This window comes from Rhodococcus sp. NPDC056506 (genome assembly GCF_042794945.1).
Classification (GTDB): Bacteria; Actinomycetota; Actinomycetes; order Mycobacteriales; family Mycobacteriaceae; genus Rhodococcus_F.
The window spans coordinates 24,141-49,785 of sequence record NZ_JBHTSW010000044.1 but is presented as its reverse complement, the minus strand read 5'-3'; the positions used below and the strand labels follow the sequence as shown (position 1 = coordinate 49,785).

Genomic DNA, 25,645 nt, shown 5'->3' with positions numbered 1-25,645 from the left:
CCACCGAGCACGAAATCGTCGGCCCCGCTTTGGAAGCCGAGGACTTGGGCCACGCCACCTGCCTCACCCCGGATCTCGAACCCACGATCCGTGCCCTGGCCGACCTCGAGCCGCGGATTCTGGCCACCATGCACGCACCGACGTACTACGGTGACTGCGTCACCACGCTTCACGATCTGGCCGACTCGTACGCAACACGTTTCGCGGCCGAAACCGAAAAATGGAAGTCAGACTAGAGCTTGCGCCTTCGACGTGATTCGCGCTGCCACGGACAGCGCAACGTGCTCGCGGAACGGTCTCGCCACCACCTGCACCCCGATCGGTAACCCGTTGGGGGAGAGCCCTACCGGAACAACGACCGACGGGAGGCCGAGCACACTGATCGCCCGGCAACTCGCGAGCGCGTCCATCCAGGTGAGTTCGCGACCACCCACCTCGAAGCTCTCCACACCGAGCGGCGGAGCGAGCACCGACGCAACCGGCAGAAGCAGAACGTCTCCCATCTCGCCGAGGAATTCGCTGATCAACACCGCGCGATCCGCCCACAGCGCTTCCACCTCGGCGGAGCTCCGATCACGGCCTGCCGCAAGCATGGCGGTGATGTCCGCGTCGAAAGCGTGCGCTGAACCTTCGGTGAGAGCGTGGATGTCCGCGTGAGTCTCGACCGATCGCAACGCACCGAAAAGCGCGTTGGCCCGGGGCAGAGCCAGGCCGTCGTACTCGCTCGCGTCCAGGCTGATCGCCACCGTCCGAACCGCCGCCAGGATTTCTTCGTCGACGGGCATCGTTCCCTCGCCGGGGGCCCAGCGGATGTCGAGGTCGTCGACGTCGACCGAATCAGGCTCGGTCCACGCGAGATGCGGCATCGACAGAACGCGCAGCGCAAGCGTCGCATCCCCGAGGTTGCGGGCCACTGGGCCGATGGTCTGGATCGTGCCGTGCATCGCCACAGGGTTGGCGAGCAACCGTCCATCCGAAAGCACGCCTGGATACTGACCTTCCGGATCGACACGTCCGAGCGTCGGGCGAACCGAAGTGAGGCCGGTGCAGTGGGCGGGCCAACGCACCGAACCACCAAAATCGGTACCGAGTCCGAGCACGCTCATTCCGGCAGCAACCGACGCGGACTCGCCGCCACTCGATCCGCCGGGGGACCGGACGACGCCGTCCGGTCGCACCGGGCTGGCCGTGGTTCCGAACAGTTCGTTTCGAGTCAGGCCGCACGCGCCGAATTCCGGGGTGTTGGTCTTGCCGATCAGAATCGCACCGGCAGCCTTGAATGCCGCGACGGCCGGGGCGTCGACGGTCGGCACGTTGTCCGCCAGAGTGCGAGAACCGGCAGTGGTGCGCACGCCGGCAGTGGCGATCAGGTCCTTGACCGTGAACGGAACCCCGGCAAGGGGGCCGAGTGTCTCACCGAGCAGGCGTCGTTCGTCCAGGGCATCCGCGGCCGTGCGAGCCTCCTCGGCGCACACGGTGACCAGTGCGTTGAGTTCGCCATTGCATTCCTCGACCCGTGCGAGATGTTCTTCGACGACGGTCCGCGCCGACACCTGACCCGACCGCACGGCCTCGGCGATGGATCGGGCATCACGGCCCACCCAGCTCTCACGACTCATCGCACGCCTCTCCTTGCCAGTACCCTCTGCCGAGCGTAAGGACAACGAGCAAGCCGAGAAACGACCACAATGCACATACCGACGGCTCCGGCGATGTGAGGTTTTGCCACAACGTCTGCAGCCCCGAGTGATCGGTCAGGTGCCGGTATCTACAAACCCTGCCTGATGAATGCAGCAAGCTTCTCGATCTGCTGCTCGTTTCGTTTGTAGTGCCTCCACTGGCCGATTCGTGTGGTGGTCACCAGATCCGCAGCCTGGAGTGCGGCCATGTACTGCGACGCCGTCGATTGCGACACCTTCGCCCTCGCCTGAATGTGCTTGAGGCACACTCCGACCTCCTCGGCAGGCTCGAGCTGAGGTGGAAAGCTTCCCGGGTCTTTCAACCACTGCAGGATTTGCACACGCATCGGGTTGGCCAGCGCCTTGAAGGCCGTTTCCCACTCGGTTGCTGTGTCTTCCATGCTCGTCAGCATACCGCTAGATCGCGAAATGCCGATATGTGTGGTTCACTCCCTATATCGCAACATCGCGATATACCAATGGGAGGCTGAAATGGTGCAGCACGACAAAGTGGCACTCGTGGTCGGAGCCCGAGGCGTGATCGGTGGGAACTTGATCGATCACCTCGAGTCGACCGGCGAATGGAAGATCGTCGGACTATCGCGGCGAGGCGGTACGGATACCGACCGGGTCAAACACATCGCAGTCGACCTGCTCGATCCTTCACAGACCGCGGCAGCATTGAGCGGACTGGACGGCGTCACCCACGTCTTCTACGCCGCTTATCAAGACCGCCCGACGTGGGCCGAGCTGGTTCCGCCCAACTTGGCGATGCTGGTCAACACTCTCGACGCCATCGAGCCCGTTGCGGGCGGACTCGAGCACGTCAGCCTGATGCAGGGTTACAAGGTTTACGGGGCACATCTCGGGCCGTTCAAAACTCCGGCCCGCGAGAGCGATCCCCCGCACATGCCACCCGAGTTCAACGTCGACCAACAGCAGTTCCTCGAACGCAGGCAGCTCGGCAAGGCATGGACGTGGTCGGCGATCAGACCCTCCGTCGTCTCCGGATTCGCATTGGGTAACCCGATGAACCTCGCGATGGTCGTCGCCGTCTACGCAACCATCTCGAAGAGATTGGGTGTCCCACTCCGATTCCCCGGCAAACCCGGCGCGTACACCAGCTTGATCGAAATGACCGACGCCGGACTCCTCGCCGAAGCGACGGTCTGGGCCGCTACCAACCCCGAGTGCGCAAATCAGGCATTCAACATCAACAACGGCGACCTGTTTCGCTGGCAGGAGATGTGGCCGAAGATCGCCGCATTCTTCGACATGGACGTCGCACCTCCGCTCCCGATGTCCCTCGATGTCGCAATGGCAGACAAGGAATCGGTCTGGGATGAACTCGTCGAGGAGCATCAGCTTGCTCGGACCCCGTATTCCGATGTCTCGTCCTGGGGGTTCGGTGACTTCGTATTCGGATGGGACTACGACTTTTTCGCCGACGGATCCAAAGCTCGGCGGTTCGGATTCCATCGCCACGTCGACACCGAAGCGATGTTCCTGGACATCTTCGCCAATCTGCAGGCTCGGAAGTTAATTCCCTGACTAGGAACACGGTCACGCCTTGCCCGTACAAACATCTGCACTGTCGGACCCCACGACTAACGTCGTAGGCGGGGTTTGAAAAGCAGGGGTTTCGGCGAGTCGTCGGTAGGGCCCCATGCGCCCCCGGACCAGAGGAGCGACGATGTCGGACAATACTTTCGATCTGGAAATCCTGAGTGCCTGGACTACTTTCGAGACTCATCTCGCTCGCTACATCTCCGTGATGGAGGACGATGACACCCTCGTGGTGGAGTCGCATTACGACAGCATGGACGAGCTGGCCGACGCACCCGCGTGCATCCAGTTCTTCGCATGGAACCAGACCTCCGTGCGCTGCGAAGTTCCGTCCAACAGGTTTCTGCATCCCCTGCGGATGCTCGAACCGGAAGACCATTCAGCACTGCTCGACATGGGTTTCAACGCTCCCGACCTGTGCGAGCACGAGCCCGAGGGCAACGGGTCCATGTCCTTCTACATCGACGTCGACCGCGCTCATCCCGAGGAATTGGTGACGAAGGTGCTGCGCGTCTTCCGCGAGATGTGGAGCATTGCGCACCCGTCGTTCCTACGTGCCAGCACCAGCGGACGCGAGTCGACGCCTGCGTTCGCCACGACGCCGTCGCACGCACCCTCGGGTTCGGGCGACATGCTGCGGATCCTGGTCGACGGGGCCGTCGAGCGCCTTCTCGGTCACCCGCCCAAGCGTGACGACGACGGCGACATCCCGTTGGTCCGCGGTGAGCAGGTCACCTATGTGCGCGTCCTCGAAGACGACGAGTACGTGGAGGTGTTCTCGCGGGTCGTGCATTCGGTCGAGAACCTCGACAACGCTGCTGTTGTTCTTGCACAGCTCAATCGGCAGTGGCCGACCATCAAGCTCATTCTCGTCGAGCAGAGTGTGCTCGGCGTGGTCCGCGTGGACGGTGCACCCTTCGTCGCCGAGCACCTCCTCCGGGCTCTGCGCTCGTTCGCCGAATTGGCCGAAGCTTCGGACGAACTCGCCGAAGAACTGGGCGGGCAACCTATCCGCGCAACCGGAGACACTGCCTTCAACGACGGTATGGCCTCCGAGCACGAAGATCCCGGTGCCGAATACGAATCACACGAGTGCCACGAATTTCCGCCGGCTCTCATGGCGCTCCTCGAACTCGACGCGGACGGAACGGGTGAGCTCAGCGCCGAAGAGGTGGCCGTGATCTGTGAGCACGACCGCGACACCATTCTCGACTACCTGCGGATCAGTCAGGAGCAGGAGACGGCGTGGCACGAGGCGTTGACCGAGTCCATCCGGCGCAAGGACGACGACACCGACCTGTGTGCGGGCGAGAAGCGCGCGTGGACGCACGCGATCCGCAACCTCAGGCGCGGACTGCGCGTCGTCGTACTTCCCGCCAAGGATGCAGCGCCGACCCAGCTCGGCCTCTTCGACGATCAGGCCTGAGAGCCGGAAAATCGAGCGCTGCTTGTCAGCCCGGTAGCGGAATGACGATGCCAGGCAGGATCTCGATCTGACGCGGCAACTGGGGGAGCGGCGGCACTTCGATCGGGGGTAAGCCCGGAATCTCGATGGGCGCCGGGGGAGCGGCCGCGCCCGTCGTGGGTGTGCCCGTCCCGTCACCCGAGGTCACGCCGGAGTTGGCGGGAACACCAGCCTGACCACCGATGGGGTCCGGCCACGGGAAGCTCTCCCAGTCGGAACCCTTCAGCGCGCCGTCCATCGTGCTCTTCCAAATATCGGCAGGCACTCCGGAGCCGTAGATCAAACCACCGTAGGAGTTGGTGATGGCTTGCGCGTCGGAAGTTCCGATCCACACCGCAGTGGACAGCGACGGCGTGTACCCGACCATCCACGCATCCTTGTTCTGGCCCGTGTCACCGAGCTGCGCGGTACCGGTCTTGGCGGCAGACGGGCGTCCACCGGCAAGCGCGTGACCGTTCGAGTACGACGCAATCGGCATCATCGCCTGCGTGACGTTGTCCGCGACGGCCGCATCGAGACGACGCTCACCGGGAGACACCGGGCGATCGAGCAGGACTTCACCTTCAGCCGTCACGACCTTCTGGATGAAGTGCGGCTGCTGGTACACGCCTGAGTTGGCGAGCGTCGCATACGCGGACGCCATGTCGATGACGCGAGACTGATACTGGCCGAGCACGATTCCGTTCTCCGGCGGACCACCCTCTTGCGTGAGCGTCGGGTAGTCGAGTCCGGGAATGTGTTCGGGTAGTCCGGCCAGGTGAGCGGCGTCGGCGATCTTCTGGGGACCGTTCTCCATCGAGAGCATCAACCGGTAGAAGCTGGTGTTCAGCGAGCGCTTGAGTGCCTCGGCAATGGTGCAGCGGCCACAGGATTCGCCGCCGACGTTTCCGATCGTCACACCGTTGATCGTGAGCGGTGAACTGTCGAACCGCGCGGACAGCGGAATGTCTTCCATCAATGCTGCGACCAGACCGAAAACCTTGAACGCGGAACCGGTCTGCAGCGGCGCCTGGGCGTAGTCGAAGCCGGCTCCGTCGTCACCGCCGTAATAGGCGTCGACGCCACCGGTCTTGGGGTCGATGGACACTACTGCGGTCCGCAGGTCTTCCGGCTCGCCCTCGAGATTCCGCCTGACGGCGTTCAGCGCAGCTTCCTGCGCAACCGGGTCGATGGTCGTCGTGATCTGCAGACCGGCAGTGTTCAACGTCTGATCGCTGATACCGGCCTCGGCCAGTTCCTTGAGTACCTGGGTCTTGATGTGACCTTCGGGTCCGGGCGCCTGGTTCAGATCGGTCGGCCGATTGGCGGGGGCGACGGCCGGGAACTGCATCGCGTCGCGATCCGTCTTGGTCAGGCTGCCCAGTTCGACCATGCCGTTGAGAACGTAGTCCCAGCGTGCTTGCAGCGCGGACAGATTGGTCTCGGGGTCCAGGAACGAGGGGCTCTGGATGACGGAGGCAAGAACAGCGCCTTCCTCGACGCTCAGCTCACTGACCGGCTTGTCGAAGTACGCGTTTGACGCGGCGGCGATGCCGTACGCACCGCGGCCGAAGTAGATGGTGTTGAGATACGCGGCAAGGATGTCGTCCTTGGACCACTCGCGCGCCATCTTCGCGGAGATGACGAGCTCACGCAGCTTCCGGTCGATACTGCGCTTGTCGCCCACCAACACGTTCTTCACGTATTGCTGTGTGATCGTCGAGCCACCGCCGGCGCTTTCCTTGCCCATCACGTTGTCGCGGGCAGCGCGAGCAAATCCGGAGATCGAGAACCCGGGGTTGGTGTAGAAATTGCGATCCTCCGCCGAGAGCACCGAATCGCGGACGTGAATCGGGATGGCCGACAACGCGACCTCGGTCCGGTTTCCTTCCGCCGGCACCACTTTGCCCAGTACGGTCGTGCCGTCGGCCATGTAAATGGTGGACACCTGATTGGTCTGCATGTCAGAGGGGCGCGGGACGTCGGTCCGGCTGTACGCGACAGCAAAAACCGACGCAGGCACGATGATCATCAAGAGCACGAGAACGTAGATGGTCCGCCGGACGTACCGCCACTTCGAGCGCTGCTTCTTCGCGGGCTTGGCCGACTTGCTTGACCGGGGCGAATTAGCCGACTTGCCCGATCGAGCCGACGACTGATCGCCACCCGTCGCACTCGATCTGTTCGATGGACTCACTCAACACTCCCGGTCGTGGATCCGGACTTACCGGCACCATTCCACCAGGGTGATATCTCGATCAGATAACTCCCGGCAACTGCGATACCGAAATGTCACCCTACCGGGCTGGCTACTCGCGACGTTCTGCTCGGACCGCGTTCCGGTATCCGCGGAACGCCAGCCCGAGAGCGACGACGCAACCGAGCAGCACCAAAGACGGCATCACGCCGGGGTCACCCTTGGCGATCGCGACCACAGCGCCGATCAACGCCATGAGGGCGAAGACCGAGATGAAGCCGGCGATCAGCTCCATGCGCTGGGCGCGCGAAGCCCGCCTCATGTGAACCGCGCGCAGGCGCGCATCACGACTTGACGCCGCCTGCGGTCAGACCGGCGATGATGCGTCGCTGGAAGATGAGAACCATGATGACCAGCGGGACCATCACGAGGGTGCCGCCGGCCATGATCGAGGTGTACGGCGTGACGAATGGGTCCGTTCCGGAGAACTTGGCCATCGCCACGGTGACGGGTGCGGTCTTGTCACTCGAGAGTTGGAGCGAGAGCAGGTACTCGTTGACCGTTGCGATGAAAGCCAGGATCGCGGTGGTGAACAGTGCCGGCGCGGCGAGCGGCAGCATGATCAGCCGGAAGGCCTGGCCACGGGTTGCGCCGTCGATACGCGCCGCCTCTTCGAGTTCCCACGGGAGTTCGGAGAAGAACGACGTCAGCGTGTAGACCGTCAGCGGCAGCACGAACGAGATGTTCGGGATGATCAACGCTTTGTAGCTGCCGATCCAGCCGATGTCGGTGAACAACTGGAACAGCGGGGTCACGAGGGCGACGACCGGAAACATGGACGCGCCGAGGATGATTCCGGTGACGAAGTATTTGCCACGGAAATCGAAACGCGAGAGCGCGTACGCCGTGAACACGCCGATGACCAAGGCGATCAGCGTGGTCGCACCCGCGATGACGAGGCTGTTCATCAGTGCACGGGTGAAGTTCACCTTGGCGTCGGGATCGAGCGCCGCGGTGAAGTTTGAGAGCGTGAGATTGGTGGGCCACAGCGACGTCGAGAACGTGTCAGCCGGATCGCGCAACGCCGTCACGATCATCCAGTAGCAGGGAGCGAGTCCCCACACGATGATCAGTACGACGCCGATGTAGGTGCCGATCTTGCCGCGTAGTGCCTTGTTCATACCGGCTCCCCCTTCCGCTGCTTTTCCTGCGTGCTGACCGCATTGGCTCCGAGGAATCGGACCAGGATGAAGGCCACGGCGAAGATGATGAGGAACGTGATGGTGGACAGTGCCGACGCCGAATTGGCGCCGACGCGCATCTGATCGACCACCAGAACCGAGATGGTGGACGTGGCGGGATTGGATCCCATCATGATCGCGGGCAGGTCGTACATCCGCAGCGCGTCCATCGTGCGGAAGAGCACCGCCACCATGAGTGCTGGCTTGACCAGCGGAAGCGTGATCATGCGGAAACGCTGCCACGCCGTCGCACCGTCGACCTTGGCGGCCTCGTAGACGTCGGCGGGAATCATCTGCAGACCCGCGAGGATCAGCAACGCCATGAACGGCGCCGTCTTCCAGACGTCGGCGACGACGATCGCGAATCGTGCCGGCCAGGGATCGGCCGTCCACAGGATGTTGGTGCCGAGAATCTTGTTGGCGATGCCGTCGTTGGCGAAGATGAAGAACCAGAGCTTCGCGGTGACGGCGGTGGGGATGGCCCAGGGAATCAGCACGGAGGCGCGGAGCAAACCGCGTCCGCGGAACGTCTTGGCCATGATCAGCGCCATCGACAGACCGATCACCGTCTCGAGCAGGACGGTGACGACGGTGAAGCCGAACGTATTTCCGATCGACTGCCAGAACTGCGATCCGAGTGTGCCGGGCGGGCAGGGAATCGAGCCGTTGGCGGTGTTGCAGGACTGGGTGATCCAGTTCTTGTAGTTGTCGAACCACGTGAACTGACCGGTGACGAACATGCCGGTCTCGGGGTCGAGCTTCTTGCCGTCGCTGTGCATCGACATCCAGATCGCTCGTCCGAGCGGATACAGAATGATGACGGCGAGAACGATCAGCGACGGTGCGACGAACGCCCACACGGGAACTCGTCGACGCTTCTTCGGCTTGTCGGCCGACGCAGGCGGGGGCGAGGTCGGTGGGGGTGGAGTAGCTGCAAGGTCAGGCAGAACCTTGGTCAGGGAAATCCCTGCTGCCTCGGATGCCGACGGCTCTTCTAGCGGTTCCGGTGCACGGTGTCTCCCACCAACGCCCGAACGGTCGGGACCGGTTGAACCGGCCCCGACCGTGGGGTTGGTAGGCACAGCCGCGGAAGGATCCTGCGGTTCTGCCATTGCTTATTGCTCCTGGTAGATCAGTTACCGGCGGTTTCGATGCCGGCCTTGGTGTCCGCCAAAGCCTGCTCGACGGTCTTCTCGCCGCGAATAGCAGCGTAGGTGTTGTCGGAGATCGACTTCGACACCTGCGTGTAGTACGGCGTGACGGGACGCGGCTGAGCGGTAGCGAGTGCTTCCTTCAAGGTCGCGAAGTACGGGAACTGAGCGAGCACGGCCGGGTCGTCGTAGACAGCCGAGAGGACGGGTGCGCCGCCGACCTCGGTGAAGTACGTCTGCGACTTCTTGGTCTGCATGAACTCGAGGAAGTCACGAGCCGTTGCCGGTGCGTCCGAGTACGCGCTGATGCCGACGTTGTAGCCACCGACCGTCGAAGCACCCGGTCCGTCGACACCCGGAAGGACGGTGTAGCCGTACTTGCCGGCAACCGAGGTCTTCTCACCGTCGACCGAGAAGCCGGACCACGTGCGCATGAAGAGTGCCTTGCCGTCGCCGAATGCGGTCTGCGACTCGCCCTCGGAGTAGGTCAGTGCTTCCTGCGGGATGGTGTTGTCGGCGAAGTTGTCGACGATCGACTGAACGCCAGCCTTCGTCTTGTCGTCGATGGCCGGGGTGAGTCCGTCCGGGCCGACCCACGGGCCGTCGAAGGCGTTGGTGATCTCGGTGGTGTTCACCGTCAGGCCCTCGTAGTTCTTGAACTGACCGATGTAGCAAGAGATGCCGGCTTCGACAGCCTTCGGGCAGTTTTCCTTGAGCTCGGCCCACGTGGTGGGGGCCTTCTCAACGAGGTCCTTGCGGTAGTACAGGAACGCGGCGTTGGTGTTCTTCGGCGCTGCGTAGAGCTTGCCGTTGTAGGTGCCCGAAGCGACGGTCGACGGCAGGAGGCCGGACTCGTCGATCGCGAGGTCACCCTCGAGCGGCAGCAGCCAACCGTTTGCGGCGAACTGGGCGGTGTTGACGACGTCGACACCGATGAGGTCGTACTCGTCGCTCTTGGCCTGCATGCGCTGGGTGATGTCGTCGACCTGCGCGTTGGCTTCCTTGGCCAGCGGCTTGAGCGTCACCTTCTCGTCCGGATGCTCGGCATTCCAGTCGGTGATGATGTTTTCGAGCGCCTCGTTCAGGGCATCCTGCCCCTCGACGATCGTGATGGGTCCGCGGCCTTCGCTCGAGGACGATCCCCCGGATGCGGCCGTCGTGCTGGTTCCGCTGTCCTTGTCCGAATCGGACGAGCAGCCCGCCAGTACCAGCATGGACGCTGCCGTGGCTGCAATTGCAGCGCGGCGCATCGCCTTCGAGTTCAGAACCATGGATTCGCTCCCCGTATGTGTATGACAAATAGACGGTCACCGAGAGCCTGCTCACGGCATGCGCCATGAGTGCCGGCTCCCGGCATCGGCCCCTACTGTGGCACGAGACACCCGTACTTGTGGGTATTACGCCGAACCTGAATCGGTCATGTGTCGTTTGACAGGTCCACCTAACCCAGGCGACGCCCGTCGGTGGTGGCAAAAATGTGCACCTTCTCGGGGTCGACGCGCAGGTTGACGCGCTCGCCCTTCTGCGGCGGATTGCGCCAGTCACCACGCGAGACGATCTGCTGCAACCGTCCGCCGATCGTGGTCCGGCCGTAGACGTAGGCGTCCGAGCCGAGTTCCTCGACGACGTCGACCTCCATCGGCAGGCCTTCGGCGGCGATCTCGAGGTGCTCGGGGCGAATACCCAGGACAACCTCGGTTTCGACGACGCCGTTCATCGTCTCGCGCGGAACCGGAACGATCCCGTCACCGAATGCGACGCCGCCGTCGACGACCGGGAGGGTGAAGAGGTTCATCGCGGGTGAACCCATGAAGCCGGCGACGAAGACGTTCTTGGGCTTGTTGTAGAGCTCGCGCGGCGAGGCGCACTGCTGCAGGATTCCCTTTTCGAGGACGGCGACGCGGTCACCCATCGTCATGGCCTCGACCTGGTCGTGGGTCACGTAGACCATCGTCGTCGCGAGGCGTCGTTGCAGCTGAGCGATCTGCGTACGCGTCTGCACACGGAGTTTCGCGTCGAGGTTCGAGAGCGGCTCGTCCATCAGGAAGACCTGCGGCTGGCGGACGATGGCGCGGCCCATCGCGACTCGCTGACGCTGACCACCGGACAGCGCTTTGGGCTTGCGATCGAGGTACGGCTCGAGGTCGAGCATCTTCGCGACCTCTTCGACGCGGGCGCGGATCTCCGTCTTGTTGGTTCCGGCGAGCTTGAGCGCAAAACCCATGTTCTCGGCCACCGACATGTGCGGGTACAGCGCGTAGTTCTGGAAGACCATCGCGATGTCGCGCTCTTTCGGCTCCTGACCGGTGACGTCTCGGTCGCCGATGAGGATGCGTCCGCTGTGGACGTCTTCGAGCCCGGCGAGCATGCGCAGGGTTGTCGACTTTCCGCAGCCGGAGGGTCCGACGAGGACGAGGAACTCGCCGTCCTCGATCTCGAGGTCGAGCTTGTCCACTGCCGGAGTGTTCGATCCGGGGAACAGGCAGGTGGTGCTCTCGAAAGTCACTGAAGCCATGACGGGGTTGATCCCTTCTACCGGCAGGAACGTGCCGGACGATCCAAGTTGAGGGTGAGCGTGTGCGCTAGCAGCATAAACGTCCGTGTCGGCGCGCGAGCGTAGTCTTTCACGGTGAGTTCGGAGAAGATGCTGACCCGCATCGGTGCGCTGCTTCGCCAAGCGGAGTCCACCGACAATCCACACGAAGGCGAAGCCTTCATGGCCGCCGCGCAGCGGTTGGCCACCAGTTCCGCCATCGACCTGGCGGTCGCGCGTGCGCACACCGCGTCCTCGGAAAAACGTGCGACGCCCACGCAACGGCTCATCACCATCGGCGAACCGGGCAAGCGCGGACTGCGAACGTACGCCCAGTTGTTCATCGCGATCGCCGCTGCCAACGACGTGCAGTGCGACATCGCTCAGACGTCGGCCGTCATCTACGCCTACGGCTTCGCCGGGGACATCGACGTGTGCGAGGCCCTGTACTCGAGCCTGCTCTTCCAGATGGTGCGTGACTCCGACGCGTACGTGCGCTCCGGGGCGTACCGCGGCGAAACGTCCGTGCGGACCGTCGTCGAAACTCGTGGACGACGCCGCGTCAGCACTCAGGTCCGCAAGCCGGTCGCCGGAGTGACGGCGCGGCTGAACTTCCAGATGGCGTACGCGTCCCGCATCGGTGCTCGGTTGGCCGAGACGAAGCAGGAGACGGAGAAGGCCGCGATCGCCGAATCTGGCGCGTCGTCTTCCGAAACCGCACTCGTTCTGCGTAACAAGGAAATCGAGCTCAAGGATTACTACTCGTCCAACTCCAAAGCGCGTGGGACGTGGCGGGGCGGTGGCCGCGCGAGTGCTGGGCATTCCTCGCACGCTCGACGAGCGGGTGATCGGGCGGCACGCGCCGCACGTCTGGGTAACCTGCCGGAGATCGGCGGGGTGCGCGGGCAAATCGACTCATGAGGGATACCCAGCGCAGTGCGGTCTACGAGGCAGAGACGTTGGTACGCACCATGTTCGATCGCGCCGACGAGCGCGGACTCCGGAGCGTCGAGGTCATGGGTTCCACCTTCACGCTGCCGGTCGAGCGCAAATTCGGCTCCGTGGAGTCGGTACAGACGTACTGCGATCAGCTACTCGGATTGAACTGGGTACGGGAGACCTGGCCTCGCGCAACCGTTTCGGTGTCCGTGCGATCCCGAGCCGGCAACGCTGCCGCCCACTACTCGAACGATGTCATCGCCGTTCCGGACGACCGTGACGGCCGGTGGGCACTGCGCGAATTCGTTGTCTTGCACGAACTCGCGCACCACCTCGGCGACCCCGCCTCCGACGAGGCTTCCCACGGGCCCGAGTTCGTCGACCGCTATACGAACCTGGTCGGCGAGATCATCGGACCCGAGGCGGCCTTCGTTCTTCGCGCGATGTTCCTTGCCGGTGGTGTCCGGACACGTTGAGGGTTGTCAGCCCTCGGCGAACCCGGTGGCGTCCGAACCGGTCGGCTGGAATACTCGGCCTATGGATGCGCCGCGCAGATTAGTCCTGGTCGAGGATGGATCCGAACATCCCGATCCAGCTGTTGCCGTGCGCAAACCCCCACTGATTCGTGAAGCCTACGGACGAGTCCTGCGGGAGGTTCGACGCGATCAGGACCGAACTCTCGACGACGTAGCCGCCAAGGTCGGGATGTCGAAGCAATACCTCTCCGAGATCGAACGGGGCAAGAAGGAACCGTCGTCGGAAATTCTGCGCGCAATCTGCGAAGCGCTCGGGATGCCGCTCGAGCATCTGCTGTTCCGAGCGGGCAACAGGATCGTTGCGCTCAACTCCCTCACCTTCGGGCACTCTCCCGCACCGATCTCGGGTCCCGTCCTGATGGCGGCCTAGTCAGTATGGCGCCTGGTCAATTCCCTTCGATGAGGGTGTCAGCCAATCCGTAGGAGATCGCGTCGTCGGCGGTGAAAATCCTGTCTCGATCGGTGTCCTTACGCAGTCGCTCGACGCTCTGACCGGTGTGCTTACTCAAAATCGCCTCGGTCTGCTCCCGGATTCGCAGGATCTCGGCTGCTTGAAGCGCGAGGTCCGAGATGGTGCCACTACCTTGCGTCGACGGCTGGTGCAGCAGCACCCGCGAATGGGCGAGAACATGCCGATGGCCGGGAGTACCAGCGGCGAGAAGCACTGCAGCAGCCGACGCCGCTTGCCCCATGCAGTACGTGGAAATAGTGGGTTTCAAGAACTGCATCGTGTCGTAGATCGCGAGCATCGCCGTGGTGGAACCGCCGGGAGAGTTGATGTACAAACCGATTTCGCGATCCGGGTTATCGGCCTGCAGATGCAGCATCTGAGCCATCACGACATTGGCGACGCCGTCGTCGATCTCCGTGCCGAGAAAGACGATGCGCTCGTTGAGCAGCCTGCTGAAGATGTCGAAAGACCGCTCACCCGTTGGTGTTCGCTCGATGACACTGGGAATCGTGTACTGGGACATGACGTCACAATCCGATCTTGGGGAAGGTCGCTTGGGGTGCTATCTCGGCGAAGGACGTCACGACGCGGTCGACGATTCCGTACTCGCGCGCCTGTTCGGCGGTGAACCAGCGATCCCGATCGCTGTCGGTCTCGATCTCCTCGACGGTCCGGCCCGTTTCGGCGGCAAGGATTTCCTGCGATTGGCGCTTCATCAGTTCGAGGCTCTCGGCCTGGATCGCGATGTCCACCGCAGTCCCACCGATACCTGCGGAAGGTTGATGCATCATGATGCGGCTGTGCGCCAGGCTGATTCGCTTGCCGTGGGTGCCGGAGCAGAGGAGCACCTGGCCCATGCTGGCCGCGAAGCCCATCGCGACCGTCACGACGTCGTTGGGGATGAGCTTCATCGTGTCGTAGATGGCCAGCCCGGCAAACACCGATCCGCCAGGTGAATTGATGTAGAGCACGACGTCGCGCTTGGGGTCGGTGGTGGCGAGGAGCACCAGTTCCGAACACACACGTTCGGCCATGGCGTCGTTGACCTCGCCGGTGAGTAGGATGGTTCGCTGTCGGAAAAGCCTGTCTGTCAACAGGTCACGGTAGCCGGTATCTGTGGGCGCTTCGGTAGTCATGAATCCATTCCTACCGGCGAAGCGATACCGGGGCCCCGCCTGTCTGCTGTGGGCAGACCGTGCGCACGCGACCAGATTCGGACCAGCCTGAACCAAACCCCTGAACTGGGCTTTCCTGCCGGAACAACGGCACCGACGATTGCCCGTCACCATCCGTGGGGGTTATATGGGGTTATGCACATCAGTGCAGGTCAAGCGGTCGAGATCAGGTAGAAGAGGAAGAATCGATGCCGAAGGTCAACATCTATCTCCCGGATGACCTCGCTGCTGCTGTACGCGCACGCGGACTGCCTGTCTCGGCAATCTGCCAGATGGCACTCCGCGGAACACTCGATCGCGAAATTCCTGATTCTGCCGTGCGTATCACCGAGCATATCGACACCGATCTACCCTTCAGCCCACATCTCGCGTCGGTAATTTCTCTGGCACCCGCGGCGGCTGCTGGAAAGGGCTCACGGACAGTCGATTCCGAACACTTGTTGCAGGCGCTGCTAGACGAGGAAGAGAACCTGATATTGCGAGGCCTCGACCACCTCGGCCTGACACGGACGTCGGTCCAGAAGACTCTCGACCTGGTGGTGCCCGACGGTACCCCACTCGACGACAACGACGTGACGTTCGGCCCCGAGGCGAGAGCCATCCTCGAGGCGGCTGTGACCGACGCGCAACTCGTCGGCAATTCCATCGTCAACGGAGCAAATCTTGTGTGGGCGTTGGCCAACGCGACAACGGGATACGCGGCGGAAGTCTTGGATCAGCTCGGTTTCTTCCAAGTAACCACCCATCAAGCCTTGGGGTTGATCGAGGTAGGCGTTGCACACGCCAATCGGTACGCACCGGCCGGGCAAGCCGGAATCCTCACGGAATTGGCAAAGATCACCGACCGACTCGAACGCCTCGAGGCCTCCCTCTCACCGTCGTGTAGCTAGAGCGAACATCTCGTACTTCTCTCTCCCAACGCATTCCAGATCGGAGGTGCGCTGTCATGGCGCGCTCACTCCCTCGTTTTCGCGGGCACGTGGTCACTGACGATGTCGAAAACCTTCTCGTGTCGACTGACGTCCTCGTCGTCGGCGGGGGTCCGGCCGCTACGTGGGCGGCCGTCGCCGCCACCGAATCCGGCGCGGCCGTCACGTTGGTGGACAAAGGCTATGTCGGTGCCAGCGGAGTCGCCGCTACTGCGGGAGTCGGCCATTGGCTCGTGCCGCCAGTGGCCGAGCGCCGCGACGAGGAGATCTCGAAGCGTGAACGCTCCGGTGGATACATCACCGATCGCATCTGGGCTGAAGCGGTACTCGACGAGGCTTGGACGCGAACCGCTCTCATTCCCGAATGGGGTTACAAACCCAGGACGAAGCCGCGCGGTTCCGGAACACTTTTCGGCGCCCGCCCCGGTGAGCGATCGTTCTCCGGTGCAGCTCCGGACTACCTTCGATTCCTTCGGGGGAAGGTGAAGAAGTCCGGTGTACTCGTACTCGATCACAGTCCGGCACTAGAACTTCTCGTAGATGCCGGTGGGACGGTGTCCGGTGCAACGGGTTACCAGCGCCAAGTGAAACGGCCGTGGCGTGTCGATGCCGGCGCGGTGATCCTGGCAACCGGCGGAACGACGTGGAAGAGCCATTCCCTCGGCGGAGACGTCAATACCGGAGACGGGCATCTGATGGCCGCGGAGGTGGGCGCGCACCTCTCGAGCATGGAGTTCTCCAATTTCTACGGAATGGTGCCGTTCGGAACCAGCATGGACAAGAACGGATTCTTCGTCACTGCCTCGTACTGGGATCATCTCGGTGAACCGATTCACTATCACGACCTACATCAAAGCCGCGCAGAGCTTCTCGGCGCATCGCTGAGGGGCACGATCACCGCACAGTTCACACAGTTCGGCGAGGAAATGCAACCGGCATTGCGAGCCGCCATGCCCAATTTCTTCATGGTCACGGACAAGTTGGGGGTCGATCCGTTCAACGAGCGCTTCCCGATGGACTGGGTTCAAGAAGGAACGGTCCGAGGCACCGGTGGGATACATATCCTCGACCATGACGCATCCACCGGAGTTTCCGGACTCTACGCCGCTGGAGACATCGCCGCACGGGATCGCATCGTCGGCGCAGCCACCGGAGCGGGTGGCCCCAACCTGTCGTGGGCCATTGCGACCGGCACCTGGGCGGGACGAGCAGCCGCGTCCTTCTCCGATAGCCGAAGAGCGACAGACCTATCCGACACTCGATCGTCAGGAACGCTCGGTGTGAGAGATCGAGGTTTCGACGACGTACGCGGCTCTGTTCGCGCCATTCAGTCCGAGATGCTCCCGATCGACAAGTCCGTGTTCCGAAGCAACGACGGATTGATCGATTCGGCTACTCGACTTGATCGTCTCTGGGAGAGCGCATCTCGCGACCTCGACCACACAACCGCCGGAACAGAGGCAATCGCGCAACGCGAAGCGGCCGGGATGCTCGCGATGAGCCGCTGGGCGGTTCGTTCGGCCTTGGTACGGACCGAAACTCGCGGCATGCATACTCGCATCGACTTTCCCGCCACCGACGTGGACCAAACCCATCGCTTGCTCAGTGGCGGCTTGAACGACATCTGGGTTGCCCCCGATACCGAGTTGCCCCGCGTCGGCAGTGCATTGGCTCAGCAGGGAAGTGCATCATGATCGAGTTGATCAGCACCGACCGGTGCACGACGTGTGACATCTGTGTCCGCATCTGTCCGATGAACGTCTTCGAAGCCGTAGCGGATTCACCACCCGCGATCGCACGGCATTCGGACTGTCAGACATGTTTCCAGTGTGAGGCGTACTGCCCCGCCGACGCCATCTTCGTCTCACCGTCGCGTACTCCTGAGCCTCAGGACTCCGAACTACGCGATGAGGAGCATCTGATCGGGCAGAACCTGCTCGGGATGTACCGCGAACGGGTCGGATGGCGCAAATCGTCCCCTCGTCCGACCCAATCCACAGCCGACTATCACCAGCTCGCCCAGAACGCCAGGAGAACACCATGAAAACCCGATCTCGCGCCAAAGGCTTGACAGCCCTACTCACGATTGCGCTTTTCGCAACGACAGCGGCATGCTCGTCCACCTCCGCGGCTTCCGACAGCGGTTCGAAAGATCTTGTCCCACTGACGGTCGGGGCGCCCTGGAACGGTGCTGCAGGCAAGAGTCCTACCGACACCACCTCGTTCGGGTACGCCGTGCACGAAGGCCTCGCGCAACCCATCCTCGAGAAGTACGGCTTCGAGTACAAAGCCTTCGTGGGCTTCAACAACGGCCCTCCTGTGGTGCAGGCGCTGCAGACCGGTGACGTGCAGGTGGGATTGATCGGGGATACCCCCGCGGTTCAGGCCAAGGCCAGCGGAATCGACGTGCCCGCCCTCGTGATCGACAAACCGTCGTCGGATATCTGGTTCCTCGGCCGTGAGGGCGGAGTATCAAAGATCGAAGACTTGGCAGGCAAGAAGGTAGGACTGCAGTTCGGGTCGAACTTCGACAAGTACGGCCGGGCGGTCCTCGAACGATCCGGTGTCGCGGACAAGGTGGAGTTGGTCAATCTGCTCTTTGCCGATGCACTCCCCGCTCTGCAACGTGGTGACATCGACGCCGTGCCCCTTCCGGCCACGACAGCCGGCATCTGGAGGAAACAAATCGACTTTCCTGTCCTGTCCAAGGCCAGCGTCGACGATCCGGATCTCCTCGCGACCAGCGTGGCGCTGACGTCGCGAGAGACGCTGAACTCGAATCCCGATCTGGGCAAGGCTGTTTGGGAAGTCATTCAAGCAGGCGACAAGGCGATCGATGCTGATCACGACGCCTACGCACAGTTCGTTTTCGACGCAACGGGATCACCGGTGGACGTTGTCAAGGAAGCAACGCTTTGGAACTTTCAGAGTGAGCCTGTCGACCCTGACGGATTGAACACCGTCCGTTCGACTCTCGACTTCTTGGTCAAGTCCGGAAAGGCTCCCAACGCATTCGACGTCACGACCTGGGCTGTCTCGTGAGCGTCGAGGCACCCCAGTTACCTGCAGCGGCAGCGGCGGGCTCGGATGCAGACAGAATCGCGCCTCGCACTGCCAAGCGTCGACGAAGCCGGCTCTCCGATACTGCGCTTCGCGCGAGTGTTCCGGTCGCATTGGTCACCGTGTGGGCACTCGGATCAGCGACGGGCCGAATCGACGAAAAGGTCTTCCCGTCTCCCTGGTCCGTGTGGTCGGCGTTTGTCGAACTCGTGACGACTGGTGTTCTGTGGGAGAATCTTTCGGTCTCACTTGTGCGAGTAGCCATCGGGTTTGCCATCGGCGGCGCCCTCGGACTCTCGCTCGGTATTGCGTCGGGATTGTTCGCTCTCGCCGACAAGCTTCTGGACCCCACGCTCCAGATGCTCCGCACGATCCCGTTTCTTGCGATCACACCGCTGTTGATTCTGTGGTTCGGCATAGACGAGCGTCCCAAAATTATTATCATCGCGGCCGCAGCATTGTTTCCGCTGTACATCAATACTCACAGTGGAGTCCGCAATGTCGACCGCAAGGTCATCGAGGCCGGACGTGTGTTCGGACTGCGCGGTCTCGGGCTGATTCGCCAGGTGATTCTGCCGGAGATGATTCCGTCGGTGCTCGTCGGATTGAGAGTCTCGTTGTCGGTGTCACTTCTCGCACTCATCGTCGCCGAATTGAGTAATGCACCAAAGGGTCTGGGATTTCTCATGACTTCTGCGCAGCAATATTTCCAGACCGACGTCCTCGTGGTCGTCGTCATAATCTACGCAATCTGGGGGTTGTCGGTCGACCTCCTCGTTCGGGGTATCGAGCGAATCCTGATGCCCTACAAGCAATGGGGGAATAGCGCATGACCGTCCGACATACGGATTCGGGTGTCCATGCTGTCGACGTCGTGAAGACTTTCGGGGATCGGACAATTCTGGACGGTTTCTCACTCGACGTGAGACCGGGGGAGTTCGTGGCACTTCTCGGAGCCAGTGGTAGCGGCAAGACGACCTTTCTGCGGATCCTTGCCGGACTGGAGGATTTCGATGCCGGTGAGGTCCGTGCACCGGAAGCCCGGACCGTCGTCTTCCAAGAGCCTCGTTTGATTGCGTCGAAGCGAGTCCAGGACAACGTCATACTCGGACAACGCTCCACCCGGAAGAACCGTGAAGCGGCTGCGGCCGCGCTGGCAGAAGTGTCGCTCGCCGGGCGTGAACGCGCTTGGCCCACGACCCTGTCCGGTGGTGAAGCCCAGCGCGTGGCCCTGGCACGAGCACTGGTGCGTAACCCGCGGCTTCTTCTGCTGGACGAACCCTTTGCTGCACTCGATGCGCTCACGCGTCTCCGCATGCAGGCATTGGTTGCGGAGCTGTGCCGCAAACATCGCCCCGCGGTCCTTCTGGTGACTCACGACATCGACGAGGCAATCCTGTTGGCCGATCGTATTGCGGTGCTGCGGGACGGCCGGGTCAGCACTCTCGAGACCGTGTCGTTCGTGAAGCCGCGCAGTCCCTCGCAGCCGGGATACGCCGCGCTGCGGACTCGACTCCTCGAAGAGTTGGGAGTACACGAAGCTGTCGGCGCGTGATCGCTCCGCTGACCCTGCGGCGGTAGCGGTACCGCGCACACCCGGCCATGATGGGAGAAGACAACCATTCCTCTCGTCAGGAGCGTGGCATGACTCGTCCGGTACGCATCGGTGTTCAACTCCAACCCCAGCACGCACCCGATTACGGGTTGATACGCGACGCCGTCTTGCGGTCCGAGGACGCTGGAGTGGACATCGTCTTCAACTGGGACCACTTCTACCCGTTGACCGGCGATCCTGACGGAGCCCACTTCGAATGCTGGACCATGCTCGGCGCCTGGGCCGAGCAGACAGAACGCGTCGAGATCGGCGCCCTGGTCACCGGCGGTGGCTACCGCAATCCGGATCTGCTGGCCGACATGGCGCGAACCGTCGACCACATCAGCGGTGGACGGCTGATCCTCGGCATCGGCGCCGGCTGGTTCGAGAAGGACTACGACCAGTTCGGCTACGACTTCGGCACTCCTGGTTCACGGCTGAAACTGCTGGGCGAATACCTCCCACGCATCACGGGCCGCCTGGCGAAGGGCAACCCGCCGCCGACGCGCAACATCCCGGTCCTCATCGGCGGTGGCGGTGAGAAGAAGACCTTGCGCCTGGTCGCCGAGTACGCCGACGTCTGGCACAGCTTCGGCGACCGTGAGACACACCTGCGCAAGTCGGACATCCTCTCCGACCATTGCGCCGACGTGGGCCGGAACCCGCTGGAAGTAGAGCACTCGGTTCCGTGGCCTGGGCTCGAAAATGCAGCCGACCTGGTCGCCGACGGTGTCTCGCTCTTCACCGTCGGCGTCAGCGGGCCTGACTACGACCTGACGACGCTTGTCGAGGCCATCGGCTGGCGCGACGACAACACGGCACCTGCATTGAGCGGGCTGGCCTGAGCGGTACCAAGGACTTCGTCGTTGTCGGCGCCGAGAACGGGCGGCGCCGACGTCAGACGTGGCCTCTGGCCGGAGAAGTTGACCGGAAAGGCTACTTGCTTCAACGATCCGAGCGTCGGATGGTCGACGGTTCCGACCATGCCGAGTGCAGCGGTGTGTGGATCGGAGTAGATCTCGTCGAGATGCCGGATCGGTGAAACCGGTACGGTGCGCTCGGCGAGCAGAGCGCACCAGTATTCGACGGTTCCGGACGCGAAAGCGCTGGTGAGTTCTCGTTCCAGACTCTCGCGGTTCTCCACCCGCTCGCGGTTGTGGACGAAACGAGGATCGGTCGCCAGTTCGCCTCGACCGATCGCCTCGCACAGCGACGCCCACATCGAGTCGTTGCCGACGGCGATGACGAAGTACCCGTCGCTGGCAGGAAATGCTTGGTAGGGAGCAAGATTCGGGTGACCGGAGCCCAACGCCGTCGGGCGCTCACCGGTGGCGAAGTAGCTGGTGGCCCAGTTTACGTGCATGGCGAGTTGGCACTCGTACAGCGACGTGGTCACGTACTGTCCGCGCCCGGTCCGGCCCCGCTCGACCAATGCAGCCAGCACCCCGACCAGCCCGAACAGTGCTGCACCCAAGTCCCCCAACGCAAACCCGGACTTCATCGGAGCGCCACCCGGTTCACCGGTGAGCGACATGAGCCCACCCGCGGCTTGCGCGATCATGTCGTACCCCGGTTCGTCGCGCAACGGCCCTTCTTCACCGAAGGCAGAGATGTGCAGGGTGATCAGATGTGGGTATCGCTCGGACAGTGCCTGGTAGTCGAAGATCTTCTGTAATCCACTGCCCGGCTTGAAGTTTTCCACGACCACGTCGGTCTCTTCGAGCATGCGGTGGATGATCTCCTGTCCTTCGGCAGACTTGAGGTCGATCGTCACCGACTTCTTGCCGCGGTTGATCGCGAGATAGTAGGCGGCATCGACCCCGACGAAGGGAGGCCCCCACGAACGTGTGGGGTCGCCGCCCTCGGGGTGCTCGATTTTGGTGACGTCCGCTCCGAGATCGGCAAGCGACATAGTTGCGTACGGTCCGGCAAGGATCTTCGAGAGATCGAGAACGCGGACACCGGCGAGAGGTGCGGGTCCTTGGGGAGAATTCACCGGTGAACTCCTGCCACAGAGAGGAACTCGGCTATGACGTCACGTGCATCATCCAGCTCGACGTCGCCGCCATCGGTAATCACGTCGAGATTGCCGAGCGCAGCCGACGGCACCTTCCCGGCAAGACCGGCCAGGTAGGAATTAGCCACCAGCAATGACCGGTACCCGTTACCTTCTCGAATGCCGTGATCCGCAAGATCGAAGAGCAGGCTCGCCATGACGGCACGAGCCAACTCGTCGGCATATTTTGCACTGGCGGCCTGGGCGGCATCGTCAGATCCGGCGATCAGACGATCTCCCTCCTCGACCAGTTCCTCCCAGCGCTGCAACAGAACTCCGGCCCCGGCGTCACAGTCAGGTCCGACAGTGGACAGGACGTCCGTCATCGCTGCCGCGACCGTGCGATGCGAGCCGAACTTGCGCAGGCACCGAAGCACGTCCAGCGCGATGACATTGCTCGAGCCCTCCCAGATCGAGCCGAGGTGGGCGTCTCGCACGAGTCGCGCGTTCACCCATTCCTCGATGTAACCGTTGCCGCCGCGCACCTCCATCGCTTCACCGGTGACCACCCGCGCACGTTTACAGACAAAATGTTTGGCGATCGGTGTCAGCACCCTGATCAGCGCTCGCGCCTGTTCGTCTCCGCCGTCTGCAGCCTGAAGACACTGCGCGCTGTACGCGACCAGAGCCAGCGAGGCTTCGGCATCGAGCGCAAGAGGAAGAAGAGTCGCCCGCATCAACGGCTGATCGAAGAGCTTCTTACCGAACACGACTCGGCTCTTCGAATGTTCGACGGCTTCGCGGACTGCTCGGCGCATGAGAGCGCTCGACCTCATCGCATTGGACAGCCGCGACGTGTTGACCATCTCCGCCATCTGGCGGAATCCTCGATCGAGTTCGCCGACCTGGAGTGCGTGCGCGCGGTTCAGCGTCACCTCGCCGCTCGGCATGGAACGCGTGCCAAGCTTGTCCTTGAGTCGATCGATCGTGAGGTTGTTGCGTTCGCCGGATTCCAAGGTCTTGGGAACCATGAACATTCCGACTCCACGCGTCGAACCATCCTGTCCGCCTGGGAATCGTGCGAGGGTGATGATCACGTCGGCGTCAGGGTTGGAGGCGAACCACTTCTTACCGGTGAGGACCCATCCGTCACCGTCGCGTTCGGCACGCGTTTCGGTGCAGGCGATATCGGTGCCGGCCTGGATCTCGGTCATGAACATCGCACCCGTCTTCGCCTGCTCGGGGTCCGTCGACGTCAACGCGTCGATCCAGGGCGAGAACACGGCCGGATCACCGAACATACGCAGGGTCCGCGCAGCCGCATCGGTCATCGACACCGGGCAAGCAAGCCCGAACTCTGCCTGCACGAAGATGTACGACGCCAGGTACTTCGCGAGTGGAGCGGGCACGGAGTCCCATCCGTGCAAGCCTTTTCGATGCGACATCGCGGAAAGGCCGTACTCGTTGTATGCCGCCCGGCACAGTTCCAGGTAGGCCGGGTGATAGGAAATCCGGTCGACGCGGTCACCGGCCTTGTCGAATTGCTGCAGCACCGGCGGGTTCTTGTCTGCGATGTCGGCAAGCTCGGACAAACGGCCGGCGGCATCTCGGCCCAGTCGGTCGAGCAATCCGTTCAACGTCTCTCGGTCCGCCCCGGCGGTCCATCTGTCCACTACCGCTGTCAGAGCGGGGTCGGTGTGTGCAAAGTTCATCAGTGGTCAACGCCTTTCAGGGTGGAAGCATCAGTCATGTTCGAGGAGCTCGTCGACTCCAGCCCTTGCCCGTGCAGCGCACTTCTGCGCAACAAAGCCGTCATACAGACAAGGGAGAGAACGACATACACGAGTCCTAGAGCTACGACCGGCCAGATCGAGTTGGTTCGCGTCAGCAGATACTGGCTGACCATCGGGGCCGTTCCGGCAAATACGGCGGTCGACAATTGGTACGACAGAGAGATGCCGGTATACCGAACATTGGTGGGGAAAACCTGCGCCAGGATGCCGGCCAACGCGGCGTAATACATTGCGTGAGGCGCCGTCGCGAGGACCATCCCCAGAATCGCCAAGGGCACGGAGCCCGTCTGAACCAGCACGAACATCATTGGTAGGAGCACGATCTCCGGAAGCAGCATCCAACGGACAGCTTTCGACGGATCGATCCGCGTGGCCAGCACAGCACCGAAAGGCTGTACGAGCGCCTGGGCTACCAGTGCCACGGTGATCACGAGGAGGAAGTCACTACGCTCGAAGCCGAGATCCGTTGTCGCCCAAGAGAGCGCAAAGGTTGTCTTGACGTACGTGATGGCAACACCGGCAACCACAGCGCCGACGCCGAGAGCAAGTTCGACGGGATGCGACCGCAACACTTCGACCAGCGGCATCCGTGTACGCTCCTGTGCCGCAACAGCCTTCTTCATCTCGGGTGTCTCGGAGATGTGCAACCGGATGTAGAGAGCGACGATCACCAAAGCTGCGGATCCGAGGAACGGCAGACGCCAACCCCACGACTCGAACACGGAATCCGACATCAACGTCAGGCCGAGGAAGGCCAGCGTCGCGAGCAGGTTGCCGACCGGTGAACCCTGCTGCGCAAACGCGCCGTAGAGCACCTTTTTCTTCGGGGGAGCGAACTCGGTGGCGATCAATACGGCGCCACCCCATTCGCCGCCCATGGCAATGCCCTGGAGAACACGCAGTGCCACAAGCAGTATCGGTGCCCAGATCCCGATCTGGGAGTACGTAGGGAGGAGGCCGACACCGACGGTTCCCAACCCCATGAGCGCGAGGGTGATGATCACGGCGTTCTTGCGACCGAACTTGTCTCCGAAATGACCGAACACCACTCCGCCGACCGGACGCGCCACGAATCCCACGGCAAAAGTCGCGAAGGCTGCGAGTGTTCCCACCGCCGGCGACGCATCAGGGAAGAACAGCGGGCCGAGCACCAAGGCGGATGCGGTTCCGTAGATGTAGAAGTCGAACCACTCGATGGTCGTTCCGACAAACGCCGTGATTCCGGCCTTGCGTGCCTGTTTGGTGTTGTATTCAGGCGGATTGGTGTCTTGACCTGGGTGTTGATCCACGGTTCTCCCTGATTATCGCGTCGGGCATCACCAAGGGATGCAATGTGAGGCGTGAATCACTATCGTCCGAAA

Annotated in this window: 25 protein-coding genes and 1 pseudogene; 13 read left to right on the top strand and 13 right to left on the bottom strand. The window is 62.7% G+C overall.

All coding sequences use genetic code 11. The features are described 5' to 3' along the window. Positions 1 to 236 (top strand): annotated as a pseudogene (locus ACFQ6H_RS25320) (MBL fold metallo-hydrolase); the annotation flags it as partial. Here the strand turns inward: ACFQ6H_RS25320 and ACFQ6H_RS25315 are convergent. Then, positions 228 to 1,619 carry an amidase gene (locus tag ACFQ6H_RS25315; protein ID WP_378649317.1) on the bottom strand — a complete coding sequence of 464 codons (1,392 nt, stop codon included), beginning with the start codon at positions 1,617 to 1,619 and terminating at the stop codon, positions 228 to 230. The pseudogene ACFQ6H_RS25320 and the gene ACFQ6H_RS25315 sit on opposite strands and share 9 nt — an antisense overlap. Before the next feature lie 149 nt (positions 1,620 to 1,768). Next, positions 1,769 to 2,080 (bottom strand): helix-turn-helix transcriptional regulator, encoded by a 312-nt coding sequence (locus tag ACFQ6H_RS25310; protein ID WP_230817715.1) that lies wholly within the window; start codon positions 2,078 to 2,080, stop codon positions 1,769 to 1,771. Between the two features lie 91 nt (positions 2,081 to 2,171). Between ACFQ6H_RS25310 and ACFQ6H_RS25305 the strand changes: the two genes are divergently transcribed. Beyond that, the gene (locus ACFQ6H_RS25305) at positions 2,172 to 3,230 is read left to right on the top strand and encodes an SDR family oxidoreductase (RefSeq protein WP_378649315.1); all 1,059 of its coding nucleotides are present in this window, start codon (positions 2,172 to 2,174) and stop codon (positions 3,228 to 3,230) included. Positions 3,231 to 3,372: 142 nt separating this feature from the next. Further along, on the top strand, positions 3,373 to 4,671 hold the full coding sequence (locus ACFQ6H_RS25300; RefSeq protein ID WP_317553928.1) for a hypothetical protein: 1,299 nt from the start codon (positions 3,373 to 3,375) through the stop codon (positions 4,669 to 4,671). Between the two features lie 25 nt (positions 4,672 to 4,696). Here the strand turns inward: ACFQ6H_RS25300 and ACFQ6H_RS25295 are convergent, their stop codons facing one another. From ACFQ6H_RS25295 to ACFQ6H_RS25270, 6 genes are all read right to left on the bottom strand, one after another. Further along, entirely contained in the window at positions 4,697 to 6,886 is a 2,190-nt protein-coding gene (locus ACFQ6H_RS25295) for a transglycosylase domain-containing protein (RefSeq protein ID WP_378649313.1), read from the bottom strand. Positions 6,887 to 6,998: 112 nt separating this feature from the next. After that, positions 6,999 to 7,208 (bottom strand): hypothetical protein, encoded by a 210-nt coding sequence (locus tag ACFQ6H_RS25290; protein ID WP_378530039.1) that lies wholly within the window; start codon positions 7,206 to 7,208, stop codon positions 6,999 to 7,001. 22 nt (positions 7,209 to 7,230) lie between these two features. Then, positions 7,231 to 8,067: a carbohydrate ABC transporter permease gene (locus ACFQ6H_RS25285; protein WP_378374740.1), complete on the bottom strand. Its 837-nt coding sequence runs from the start codon at positions 8,065 to 8,067 to the stop codon at positions 7,231 to 7,233. Further along, a complete protein-coding gene (locus ACFQ6H_RS25280; protein ID WP_378449995.1) occupies positions 8,064 to 9,239 on the bottom strand; it encodes a carbohydrate ABC transporter permease in 1,176 nt (391 codons plus the stop codon). The genes ACFQ6H_RS25285 and ACFQ6H_RS25280 overlap by 4 nt, the downstream gene beginning before the upstream one ends. A gap of 20 nt (positions 9,240 to 9,259) precedes the next feature. Further along, positions 9,260 to 10,549 carry an ABC transporter substrate-binding protein gene (locus ACFQ6H_RS25275; RefSeq protein ID WP_003946022.1) on the bottom strand — a complete coding sequence of 430 codons (1,290 nt, stop codon included), beginning with the start codon at positions 10,547 to 10,549 and terminating at the stop codon, positions 9,260 to 9,262. A gap of 170 nt (positions 10,550 to 10,719) precedes the next feature. Beyond that, a complete protein-coding gene (locus tag ACFQ6H_RS25270) occupies positions 10,720 to 11,793 on the bottom strand; it encodes an ABC transporter ATP-binding protein (protein ID WP_003946073.1) in 1,074 nt (357 codons plus the stop codon). 114 nt (positions 11,794 to 11,907) lie between these two features. Between ACFQ6H_RS25270 and ACFQ6H_RS25265 the strand changes: the two genes are divergently transcribed. The 3 genes from ACFQ6H_RS25265 to ACFQ6H_RS25255 all read left to right on the top strand — a co-directional run bounded on the left by ACFQ6H_RS25265 (position 11,908) and on the right by ACFQ6H_RS25255 (position 13,656). Then, a complete protein-coding gene (locus tag ACFQ6H_RS25265) occupies positions 11,908 to 12,732 on the top strand; it encodes a DUF2786 domain-containing protein (protein ID WP_378649312.1) in 825 nt (274 codons plus the stop codon). After that, entirely contained in the window at positions 12,729 to 13,226 is a 498-nt protein-coding gene (locus tag ACFQ6H_RS25260) for a TIGR04338 family metallohydrolase (RefSeq protein ID WP_378649310.1), read from the top strand. The genes ACFQ6H_RS25265 and ACFQ6H_RS25260 overlap by 4 nt, the downstream gene beginning before the upstream one ends. A gap of 61 nt (positions 13,227 to 13,287) precedes the next feature. After that, positions 13,288 to 13,656, top strand: coding sequence for a helix-turn-helix domain-containing protein (locus ACFQ6H_RS25255; RefSeq protein WP_378649308.1), 369 nt, complete (start codon positions 13,288 to 13,290; stop codon positions 13,654 to 13,656). A gap of 16 nt (positions 13,657 to 13,672) precedes the next feature. Here ACFQ6H_RS25255 and ACFQ6H_RS25250 read toward each other — a convergent pair whose 3' ends face one another. Then, on the bottom strand, positions 13,673 to 14,260 hold the full coding sequence (locus tag ACFQ6H_RS25250) for an ATP-dependent Clp protease proteolytic subunit (protein WP_003945993.1): 588 nt from the start codon (positions 14,258 to 14,260) through the stop codon (positions 13,673 to 13,675). Between the two features lie 4 nt (positions 14,261 to 14,264). After that, entirely contained in the window at positions 14,265 to 14,873 is a 609-nt protein-coding gene (locus tag ACFQ6H_RS25245) for a ClpP family protease (RefSeq protein WP_007735229.1), read from the bottom strand. A 227-nt stretch (positions 14,874 to 15,100) separates the two neighbouring features. Between ACFQ6H_RS25245 and ACFQ6H_RS25240 the strand changes: the two genes are divergently transcribed. From ACFQ6H_RS25240 to ACFQ6H_RS25210, 7 genes are all read left to right on the top strand, one after another. Beyond that, complete coding sequence (locus ACFQ6H_RS25240; RefSeq protein WP_378649306.1) at positions 15,101 to 15,802, top strand: Clp protease N-terminal domain-containing protein; 702 nt, start codon at positions 15,101 to 15,103, stop codon at positions 15,800 to 15,802. A 56-nt stretch (positions 15,803 to 15,858) separates the two neighbouring features. Further along, on the top strand, positions 15,859 to 17,535 hold the full coding sequence (locus ACFQ6H_RS25235) for an FAD-binding protein (protein WP_378649304.1): 1,677 nt from the start codon (positions 15,859 to 15,861) through the stop codon (positions 17,533 to 17,535). Beyond that, the gene (locus tag ACFQ6H_RS25230) at positions 17,532 to 17,885 is read left to right on the top strand and encodes a 4Fe-4S binding protein (protein ID WP_378541320.1); all 354 of its coding nucleotides are present in this window, start codon (positions 17,532 to 17,534) and stop codon (positions 17,883 to 17,885) included. The genes ACFQ6H_RS25235 and ACFQ6H_RS25230 overlap by 4 nt, the downstream gene beginning before the upstream one ends. Continuing rightward, positions 17,882 to 18,883 (top strand): ABC transporter substrate-binding protein, encoded by a 1,002-nt coding sequence (locus ACFQ6H_RS25225; protein WP_378649302.1) that lies wholly within the window; start codon positions 17,882 to 17,884, stop codon positions 18,881 to 18,883. The genes ACFQ6H_RS25230 and ACFQ6H_RS25225 overlap by 4 nt, the downstream gene beginning before the upstream one ends. Next, positions 18,880 to 19,734: an ABC transporter permease gene (locus ACFQ6H_RS25220; protein WP_378649300.1), complete on the top strand. Its 855-nt coding sequence runs from the start codon at positions 18,880 to 18,882 to the stop codon at positions 19,732 to 19,734. The genes ACFQ6H_RS25225 and ACFQ6H_RS25220 overlap by 4 nt, the downstream gene beginning before the upstream one ends. Further along, positions 19,731 to 20,456 carry an ABC transporter ATP-binding protein gene (locus tag ACFQ6H_RS25215; protein WP_378541314.1) on the top strand — a complete coding sequence of 242 codons (726 nt, stop codon included), beginning with the start codon at positions 19,731 to 19,733 and terminating at the stop codon, positions 20,454 to 20,456. Before ACFQ6H_RS25220 ends, ACFQ6H_RS25215 begins: the two co-directional genes overlap by 4 nt. A gap of 89 nt (positions 20,457 to 20,545) precedes the next feature. Then, positions 20,546 to 21,340 carry an LLM class F420-dependent oxidoreductase gene (locus tag ACFQ6H_RS25210; protein WP_378530029.1) on the top strand — a complete coding sequence of 265 codons (795 nt, stop codon included), beginning with the start codon at positions 20,546 to 20,548 and terminating at the stop codon, positions 21,338 to 21,340. Here ACFQ6H_RS25210 and ACFQ6H_RS25205 read toward each other — a convergent pair. Genes ACFQ6H_RS25205 through ACFQ6H_RS25195 form a run of 3 tightly spaced genes read right to left on the bottom strand, consistent with a single transcriptional unit; the run spans position 21,262 to position 25,573 of the window. Next, positions 21,262 to 22,491 carry a CaiB/BaiF CoA transferase family protein gene (locus ACFQ6H_RS25205; RefSeq protein ID WP_378649298.1) on the bottom strand — a complete coding sequence of 410 codons (1,230 nt, stop codon included), beginning with the start codon at positions 22,489 to 22,491 and terminating at the stop codon, positions 21,262 to 21,264. The two genes, ACFQ6H_RS25210 and ACFQ6H_RS25205, sit on opposite strands and share 79 nt — an antisense overlap. Further along, entirely contained in the window at positions 22,488 to 24,203 is a 1,716-nt protein-coding gene (locus ACFQ6H_RS25200) for an acyl-CoA dehydrogenase family protein (RefSeq protein ID WP_378649296.1), read from the bottom strand. Before ACFQ6H_RS25200 ends, ACFQ6H_RS25205 begins: the two co-directional genes overlap by 4 nt. Then, the gene (locus tag ACFQ6H_RS25195; RefSeq protein ID WP_192712615.1) at positions 24,203 to 25,573 is read right to left on the bottom strand and encodes an MFS transporter; all 1,371 of its coding nucleotides are present in this window, start codon (positions 25,571 to 25,573) and stop codon (positions 24,203 to 24,205) included. Before ACFQ6H_RS25195 ends, ACFQ6H_RS25200 begins: the two co-directional genes overlap by 1 nt. Between the last annotated feature and the right edge of the window lie 72 nt (positions 25,574 to 25,645).